Source organism: Pseudomonas sp. 05N434 (assembly GCF_056396965.1).
Genome location: NZ_JBFTMK010000217.1, coordinates 1 through 7,632 on the forward strand (window position 1 = coordinate 1; position 7,632 = coordinate 7,632).

The 7,632-nt window shown below is 59.6% G+C and carries 4 protein-coding genes; 1 reads left to right on the forward strand and 3 read right to left on the reverse strand.

The features are described from left to right. Positions 1-966, forward strand: a 966-nt coding sequence (locus AC1DLB_RS15225; RefSeq protein ID WP_477785215.1) for a calcium-binding protein, incomplete at its 5' end; no start/stop codon positions are given. 109 nt (positions 967-1,075) lie between these two features. On the opposite strand, the gene AC1DLB_RS15230 is transcribed toward AC1DLB_RS15225, so the two are convergent. The 3 genes from AC1DLB_RS15230 to AC1DLB_RS15240 all read right to left on the reverse strand — a co-directional run bounded on the left by AC1DLB_RS15230 (position 1,076) and on the right by AC1DLB_RS15240 (position 7,326). Next, entirely contained in the window at positions 1,076-3,814 is a 2,739-nt protein-coding gene (locus tag AC1DLB_RS15230) for a winged helix-turn-helix domain-containing protein (protein ID WP_477785216.1), read from the reverse strand. A gap of 229 nt (positions 3,815-4,043) precedes the next feature. Further along, positions 4,044-5,408, reverse strand: a complete 1,365-nt coding sequence (locus AC1DLB_RS15235; RefSeq protein WP_477785217.1) for a DUF1329 domain-containing protein — start codon at positions 5,406-5,408, stop codon at positions 4,044-4,046. A 28-nt stretch (positions 5,409-5,436) separates the two neighbouring features. After that, positions 5,437-7,326, reverse strand: a complete 1,890-nt coding sequence (locus tag AC1DLB_RS15240) for a DUF1302 domain-containing protein (RefSeq protein ID WP_477744012.1) — start codon at positions 7,324-7,326, stop codon at positions 5,437-5,439. Positions 7,327-7,632 lie beyond the last annotated feature (306 nt).

Below are 7,632 nucleotides of genomic sequence, written 5' to 3' on the forward strand. Positions count from 1 at the left end.
ACCGGCAGCGACAACCTCAACGGCGTCGGCAATACCCTGAACAACGTGCTGACCGGCAACAGCGGCAACAACGTGCTCAACGGTGGCGCGGGGCTGGAYACGCTGATCGGCGGCGCCGGCGACGACACCTATATCCTCGACCAGGCCGGCGAACTGGCGCTGCTGCAGGAAACCGCCGACCAGGGCCGCGACCTGCTGAACATCAGCTACACCCTGGGTAGCAACCTCGAGAACCTGACACTCACCGGCAGCGACAACCTCGACGCCACCGGCAACTCCTTGGGCAACCGTCTGACCGGTAACAGCGGCAATAACGTTCTGGATGGCGGAACCGGCGCCGACCTGATGATCGGCGGCACTGGCAACGACACTTATATCGTCGACAACCTCCAGGACGCGGTCACCGAGACCAGTACCCTGGCGAGCGAAATCGACACCGTACGTTCCTCGGTGAGCTGGACCCTGAGTGCCAACCTGGAAAACCTCACCCTCACCGGCAGCGACAACCTCACCGGCGTCGGCAACGCCCTGAATAACGTGCTGACCGGCAACAGTGGCAACAATGTGCTCAATGGTGGAGCAGGCAACGACCTGCTTGATGGTGGTATGGGCAATGACCTGCTGATAGGAGGCCTGGGCACAGACATCCTGACGGGCGGCTCTGGTGCCGACCGGTTTGTTTTCAATTTACTCAGTGAGCTGGGCAAAGGGGCAAACAGTGACGTCATCACCGACTTCAGCAGCCTACAGGGCGACAAGATCGACCTGTCAAAACTCGATGCCAATATGCTCACCACTGCGTTCAACGCCTTTACATTCATTGACTCGAATGCGTTCACAGGAGCAGGACAACTGCGTTTCGAAGATCATGTGTTGTACGGCAACGTCAACGGCAGGCTGGATGCAGATTTCGCAATCCAACTGGTAGGCGTCGATACCTTCAGTGCCAAGGACTTGGTAGTTTGACCAAGGTTTGAACAATACGCCCTGACCAATGTCGGGGTGTTTTGTTTTGTATCACCAAGACTGAACCCAAGCGCCAAGACTTGAACGCGAAAAATGTCGGGGGCCCCGTTCACCCCAACACCCCTAACTCTTTCGCCCGAGCCACGGCCTGCGTGCGCCGCTCAACACCTAATTTACTGTTGATATGACTGGCATGGGTCTTGACCGTATGCAGCGAAATGAACAACTGATCACTGATTTCCTGATTCGAACATCCCTGCGCGATCAGCCGCAAAACCGCCAGTTCACGCGTACTGAGTTGTTCAGCAACAGGCGATGACTCAACCACTGGACGGGAGGCCATGGCCGGAAGCTTTTCCAGCAGATGYTGCGAAACCGGCGTCGGCGCACAGGGTTGAAGTTGCCCACGCAGCCAGTCCGGATGCTCGGCCAGTAATCGGTCAAACGGTTGCAGGACACCTCCGGCGGCCGCTTCCAAAGCCTGGGCCAGCGCCTTGCGGGCCTCGGGTTCGCGTCCGCCCGCCAACAACAGCGTAACGTTCTGATTCAGCGCCATCACGCTGAGCATCTGCCGACCGCTACGCTGACCGTGTTCATGCAGCGCATTCAGGCGCCCTTCGGCGAGCATGGGCTGGCCCTTCATCATGTCCAGCACCGCCTGTTGCAACTCAATGTGCAGCGGCAGTTGTGGATGGAATTCCGGGGGGGCAGCCGGGTGCTCGCCGTTATAGGTCTGGCCCAGTCGCGCAAGCCAGGCTTCGGCCAGATCGGTGCGACCCTGAGCCAGCCAGAGTTCACATTTGACCAGGGTAATCATCGCCAGATAGTAAATCGGCGGGACGTCCCAGATGTGCATCAGGCGCTCGGCCTCGGCAAGTTCGGCGAAGGCCTTCGCGAATTCGCCGCTGTTGCCCTCCAGCCGGGCAATCACGCAGTGGCCGATCAATACGCTGATATCGCGACAGGCCCGGGCTTCGCCCAACCCCGCTTGCAAACGTGCCCGTGCGGCCTGGGGTTGCAAGCGCAGCGCCAGCAAAAAACCCTCGTACAAGGTCAGGCGTGCACGCACCGCATAGAGTCGTTGAGGGGATAAACCTTGCAAGCGTTGCAACCCCTGACGGACTTCATCCAGTGAACGAAGAATCTCCCCGCGCGCCTGCAATACCCGGGCGCGGTCGTAATGAGCCAAGGCCTCGAACAACGGATTGCCAACGCGCTGTGCCAACTCCAGCGAATCACGATTCAACCCCCGGGCACGCCACAAGTCGCCATCGGCAATCGCCAGATTGGACAATGTCGACAGGCACATCAGTCGCTGTCCATACCGTTTGGCCGGCAGGCTTTCCAGTGCTTCGGCGCAATAGAGCATGGTCAGCTCGCGATTGCCTCGCCCCCGGGCAATGATCCCGCTCAGGGCCAGCCATTGCGCCAGCATGGATTTTTGCGCAGTAGCCGACGGCGCCGGCAGGAAGCGGCTCAGGTGACTGGCCAGCTCTTCGGCGGCGTCCAGTTGACAGGCCAGCCCCAATGCCCAGCTGTAGAGCACGATCAGCCGTGGCGTGCTGATTAACAGGCTATCGGGCAAGTCCATTTTCCAGCGCAGCAACATGCCGACGTTCTGCTCGGCCAGCAGTTGCTCTTCAGAAAGGTTTTGCACCAGATTCGCCGCGACATCCAGATGCCCGGCGCGCAACGCCTGCTCCACCGCCTCATCGAGTAGCCCTTGGGCGTTGAACCAGCGGCAGGCGCGCAGGTGCAAGCTGGCCGTCGGCACCATCGCCTGGGCGGTGGGCCGGCTGCGCAACAGGTCGGAAAACAGGTGGTGATAGCGGAACCAGTGACCGTGTTCGTCCAGCGGCACCAGAAACACCTGATGCGCCAGCAGGAAACGCAGGATCTCGGCGMTGTCATGGGCCTCGCGCACAGCGTCGCACAGCTCACTGCAAAAGCGCTCCTGGGGCGCGGTGTCGTACAGGAATGACTGCACCTCGGCGGGCAGGCAATCGATGACTTCTTCGAGCAGGTAGTCGCGAATCAGCCCTTCCCCGCCGTACAGCGACTGGGGCAATGCACCCTCGCTGCCCACCTCGGAGGCCGCCAATAGCCAAAAGCGCAGCCCTGCCACCCAGCCTTCGCTGCGCTGGATCAAATTCTCCAGCGCCTCGCCACGCAATGAAATGCTGTGTCGATCAAGCAGGCTCAGGGCTTCATCATGGGTCAACCGAAGATCCTGCTCATGCAACTCGAGCAGTTGCCGCGACAGCCGCAGGCGTGCCAGATGCCAGTCCGGACGCTGCCGACTGGTGACCATGACCAACAGGCCATCGGGTAAATGATTGAGGAAAAACTGCAGACAACGATCGAGCACCGGCCCCTGGGCCAGATGATAGTCATCAAGTACCAACAGCAGCGGCGTGTTGGGTGAAAGGTGCACGGCCAGTTCATCGAGCAAACCGTCCAGCCATTCTTCAAAGGCGAACGGTTGATGACGTTGGCGCATTTTCAGCAGCCCCAACGCCTGGCTGCCCAGTTGTGGAAAGTAGTCCTGAAGACCTTCGAGCAGGCGCTCAAGAAAACGGCCGGGATCACTGTCCCGCAGACTCAAGCCCAGCCACAGGCTTTGCCAGYGATCCGGCAACCCCTGACAAAACTCCACCGCCAATGAACTCTTGCCGAACCCTGCCGGCGCGCTGACCAACAACAGCCTGCCACCGAGACCTGCACTCAGGCGCTCGCACAGACGCGGCCGCAGCACATGGCCGGCGGGCAGCGGAGGCCGGAAAAAACGCCCGTCCAGTGCCGCGACGGCAACGCTTGCAGGGCCCGGAAGTGGGGACAGATCAGTCATGGCCGGCTCTTGTTTGAAATACTGATGGCGGCGTTACAGATGTCCGCAGCCTAGCGGTAAACGAAGAGCTATTGAAGGTTATTGCTACAAATGGCTACAAAAAGACTACGAGCAAAAATGTCGGTAAACCGGACAGCCACACCGGACAACGATCTTTATGAACTGCCAAAAAAACGCCCCGAACCAGTCGGGGCGTTTTTTCGAGGATGCGGCCTCGGGTTACAACGTTTTAGCGAACGCCTTCCTGACGCAACGCGGCCGGAGTGAAGTCGGCGGTGCTGGCGGTGAAGCCGAAGTTATAGGCCGACTTCTCTTCGTTCTTCATGCCCAGTGCCAGGTAGCGGCCCGATTGCAGGTCGTACAAGGTTTCGAGGGCATACCACGGCACTTGCTTGTCGTAGTAGTTCTCGGAGTGAGCCTCGGCGACGCGCCACAGTTGCCCGCGACCGTCGTAGTGGTCGACCACTGCCGCCTGCCAGGTGTCTTCGTCAATGTAGAAGTCACGTTTGGCGTAGATGTGACGCTGACCTTCCTTAAGCGTCGCGACCACATGCCAGACCCGGCGCAGTTCATAGCGAGCCAGGTCCTGGTTGATGTGACCAGCCTTGATGATGTCGGCGTACTTCAGCTGTGGCGAATCGAGCTTGTAGCTGTCGGAGGCGATGTACATCTCTTTCTTGCCTTCGAGCTTCCAGTCATAGCGATCCGGCGCACCGTTGTACATGTCCAGGTTGTCGGAGGTACGCAGGCCATCGGCAGCGGTACCCGGCCCGTCATAGGACACTTGTGGCGCACGACGCACTCGGCGCTGCCCGGCGTTGTAGACCCACGCCGAACGCGGCTCTTTCACCTGGTCGAGGGTTTCGTGCACCAGCAGCACGCCACCGGCCAGACGAGCCGGCGCGGTCACTTTCTGCTTGAAGTAGAACAGAATGTTGCCCGGGTTCTTCGGGTCGTAATCCTTCATCCTGTCGCGGAACACGAACTGGTCCTCGAAGTACACCAGGCTGAACGAGCCGTTCGCCTGCGGCGTGGCCTGGGTTATCAGACGGGTCACACTGCCGCCGCGATAACGGGTGATATGGTTCCAGATGACTTCAACGCCACTTTTCGGAATCGGGAACGGGATCGCGGTTTCGAAGTTCTCCAGACCATTACCACCGGACACCAGGTTAGTGTTGGTAGCGTTCTTCTTGATGGAGGCAAACACCTCATCCGGCACAGTGGCGCCACGATGGGACGGGTAGACCGGMATCTTGWAGGTTTCCGGGTAGCGCTTGAACATCGCGTACTGGCCCGGCGCGAGTTTGTCCTTGTACTGGTCGACGTTCTGCGCGGTGATGGTGAACAGCGGTTTTTCACTCGCGAACGGATCAGACAGAAAACCCTTGCTGTCCACGCTACCGGCGTTTTTTGGCATCGGTTTCCAGGCCGGGATCGAGCCGTCGGCGTTGCCTGCCATCTCGGCCCCCATCGGGGTCAGGCTCTTGCCCAGCTTGTCCGCTTCGGCCGCAGGGACCGCCGCCATGACAGCGGTCGCCAGCAGCGAAAGCCCCAGAACACCAACATGGAACAGACTCTTTGTTATTTTCATAAATGTGTTCGTCCTGAAAATGCAGTGCTTAGAAGTTCACGCCGAAGCTGAGCGCAACGAAGTCGCGGTCATCTACGGTGGTGTACTTGCCGTCAAAGAAGTTGGTGTACGCCAGGCTCGCGGTGTAGGTGTTCTGGTATTCGGCATCGAGCCCCAGGCTTACCGCTTTACGACCTTCCTCGAAGTTGCCGCCAGGGCCTGGCGAGTAACCGCTCACGTCGTGGGACCAGGCCACGTTCGGCTTGAGGTTCACACCGGCGAATACGTCGGGGTATTCCCAAATGGCCCGGGCGCGATAACCCCACGAAGTAGCCGTAGTGAAGCCGTCGTTGTTGCAATTGCGGCTGCGGTTGTTGGTAGCGGCACCCGCGCCGGCACCATTGATGGTGCTGGTGTTGAGGATCGCCGAGCAGGTATCGAGGCCACCGGTGGACGGCAGTTCGCCAGGCCCGTAGACCGGGTCACGACCATAACGGACGTCAGAGGTACTTTCCAGGCCTCCGACGTGGGTCACGCCCACTTCGCCCACCAGGGTCAGGCGGCTGGCGCCCATGACCTGATCGAAGAAGTGCGTCAGGGTGGTCTGGAACTGGGTGATTTCCTTGCGGCGATAGCCGTGCAAGTCCTGACCCGGCACACCGTTAAGCAGCGAAGCATTGGTCAGGGTGCCGCCCAATGGACGCACGCCGGCGAACAGAATGTCGGTGGAGTTGAGCTGCACCGGCGCGTTCGGACGATAGCTGAGCTCACCGCTCCACGCCGTGCCGGTAGGCAAGGTGGTGGAGAAGCTCAAGCCGTAGAGGCGGATGTCTTCCGGGTACTCGACGAAGTAGTTCGAGTTACCCGCGACCACCAACGGCGCCAGAGCCCGAAGCGCCCCCGGCAAGGCCGCTGCCTGCGCATAGGCCGATGCTGGAGCCCCCGTAGCGCTGAAGATCGGCGCACGGCTGTGGTAGTTCATGAAGTAGGCACCGAACTCGGTGTCCAGCGGCTCGAACATGTATTTGAGGGACGCGCCCCATTGGCCGCTGTCCCGTGCATCGCGATCAGGGCCACGACGCACCAGTACACCTTCGTCGTTAACGTCGACGCCCAGCCTGGCCAATGCGGGCAAGGCGGCGCCCGGAATGGTCGAACGCTTGTTCAGCACGCGCAGGTTGTTGTCGCAACCGTCGGCAATGATGTCGGGCTGGGAGAAAAAGGTGCCGCAGTTATCGACGACGGTCTGGTCCCATTCCAGTTGATAAAAGGCTTCGGCCGACAGAGTGTCGGTGAGGCTCTGGGACACGTAGAACATGTTGACCGGGATCAGACCTTCCTTGACCTCGGCGCCGGGACGACGAAACGCGGAGACGTCGATCGGGTTGATCGAGTTGATGCCGCCGCCGATGAAAGTACTTTCACCCCAGCTCACAACCTGCTTGCCCAGACGCACGGAACCCGGCTGATCGGCAATGGAGTAGTTGTGGTAGACGAAGGCGTCGAGGAGCTCGCCGCCGGAGGATTTGGCGCCTTCCTTGCGGTTGCTGTCGCTGATGTCCTTGAATTCGCGGCTTTCATCCTTGAGTTCGAAGTCGTACCAGTATTTGCCTCGGACGAAGACACCGGTGTCGCCGTATTTCAATTCAAGGTCATGAATACCCTTGAAGATCTTCGAGAAGGTTTCGCCACTCTTGAAGTTGGCGTGACCGTCATCGGACGTCTGGGACAGGCCATGGCCCCCGTTATTGACGCCGATCAGGTTTTTGTTGGGACTCTGAGTAGACCAACTGGCTCCGATCGACAGGGATGAGTCGAATTGACCTTCGATTTCACCAACGTTGAAACTGACGCCGAATGCGGGCCCGGCGAGCGAAGAGGCAAGACTGACCGCCAGGGGCAGTTTCGCCCGGCGCCAGAACTGGTTTACTGATGTCATCGACGCTACTCCATGTGCATTATTGTTATGGCTTAGTACTTTTAAAAACGCTGTGGGTAACCGGAAGCCAAGCGGTCCGAAGTCACTCCAAAGTTGCATCGCCCCGTTTATTGCGTGAGCTCCGTTCTTAAAAATCCTTGAGCGGACTATAGCCAGCAGGTAGTAGTGCTTGATCCCTCTAAAGTGTGATTTGCGCTGCCGGCCACCCTGGAACAGTCCTTTCGCCAGTCCGACACATGTCGGCACGGCAAGGATGGCTGAAAAATCGGATTTCACAAGCCAAGCGCTTGCTTGGTGGCTCTGGCG